Consider the following 1,791-nt stretch of genomic DNA (forward strand, 5'->3'; position numbering starts at 1 on the left):
TCACCCCGGCCAACGACTGACCACCTCAACAACCAAGATCAGCCGTTAACTTGACAGACCCGAGCGAAAATGCGGGCGGACCCCAGCGGACGATGCGCCCAGAACTTACAAGCGAGGGGTCAACGGCGTGCGACGTTGAGGGTACGGTCGATGGGGTGGTGGCTGGTGCGGGTTCGCCTGGCCTGTTGAGCTTGGAGCGGCGCTATGGCCTCGTCCGTCGATCCACGCTTCGGTGTAGCTCTGCGTGAGTTTCGGCAGCGGCGTGGTCTGTCGCTTCGATCTCTGGGGCAGCTAGCGCATCGGAGTAAGAGCCATCTGCATGAGTTGGAGGCGGGGCTGAAGGCTCCGACGGTCGATACGGCGGGTCACCTGGACCGGATTCTCGACGCGGGCGGCGTGCTCGCTCGGTTGGTTGATGCGCCGGTCGACCACGCCGCCGAGGCCGGCGAGCTGCTTGCGAGAGTCGCCGCCAGTGACGTAAGCAGTGACGTGCTGGAACGGATTGAGCAGGGCGTAGACGATCTTGCCAGTTCCTATCCGACGATGGCACCGGCGCAGCTTCTGCCGTTGGTGCGGCGGCACCTCGCCTATGTGGGGCGGTTGCTGGATGGACGGGTCACGCTTGGTCAACGGCGTCGGTTGTTGATTGCCGGTGGCTGGTTGGCGGTGCTGCGGGCGACCGTTCACATCGACCTGCGGCAGGGGACTGCTGCGGCGGCCCACTTGCGAGCTGCTCGTGATCTTGCCGAACACGCGGAGCATGGCGAGATCCAGGCGTGGTGTCTCGAAACCCGGGCCTGGGACGTGTTGACTCAAGGTGACTACCGGACGGCACTCGATCTTTCCGATCAAGCCCAGCGGGTCGCCCCGAAGGGTGGCTCTGCCCGCATTCAGGCGACTGCTCAGGAGGCTCGTGCGTGGGCGCGGATCGGGGACGTGGGTGCGACCCGGCGCGCGTTGGACCGGGTCGAGCGGTTGACGGCGAATCTGGCTGCTCCTGAGCGGGCTGAGCATCACTATCGCTACGACCCGGCTAAGGCTGCCGCGTATACGGCCACGACGTTGGCGTGGGCGGGTGACCCGGGTGCGGAGCAGGTGGCGCGGGCGGTGTTGGCGGATCTGGATCCGCACGGCGATGGGGGAGCGCGGCCCCGCCGGTCCGCTTCGGCCCGTCTCGACCTTGGTCTTGCCCTGGTCGCTGCCGGCCAGCCGGATGAGGCGGTGGCGTTGGGGGCGCAGGCGGTGGCGTCCGGGCGGGTGGTGCCGTCGAACTGGTGGCGGGCTGCGGAGTTGCTGGCGAAGGTAGAGCAGTCGGGGGTGCCGGAGGCCGCAACATTGCGTGACCTGTGCATCGCGTACGCACCGGGACGTCCACCACCAGCGGACAGCACACCTGGTTAGCGGACAGTCACCTTCTGGATCGACAACGCGCACGGCGTGAGGCTTGACCTCGACAACGGGCGCGGATCGAGGCACATCAGCAGATGGCCCTCCGTGTCCTCAGGAGGGAGGGCCGGACAGATGGCGGTGGCTATTGGACTCCTGCGGCGAATAGTCAACTGGTACTACCCGTGGCCACCGGCGGTGTCGGGGTTCGGCCAGCGAATCCAGACGATGGAGCAGGAAGCCGCCCGGCGGCGGCTGTTGGACCAGGCGCGAGGCGTACAACAGCATCCGCCAGCGGGCAAGGATGCGTCGATTTCGCGGGAAAGGCGCGTCTCGTACGACGGGTACCTGTCGGCCACCGCATTGACGTTTGCCCGGCGGCATCGGCCCGTGTGGTCGTGGCAA

General features: G+C 67.1%; 1 protein-coding gene. It reads left to right on the plus strand.

Features of this window, described 5'->3' with window-relative positions; translation table 11 throughout:
• Positions 1-204: 204 nt before the first annotated feature.
• Entirely contained in the window at positions 205-1,401 is a 1,197-nt protein-coding gene (locus ACFHWY_RS28355; RefSeq protein WP_416583304.1) for a helix-turn-helix domain-containing protein, read from the plus strand.
• Positions 1,402-1,791 lie beyond the last annotated feature (390 nt).

This window comes from Micromonospora sp. LOL_024 (genome assembly GCF_048060415.1).
Lineage (GTDB): Bacteria > Actinomycetota > Actinomycetes > Mycobacteriales > Micromonosporaceae > Micromonospora.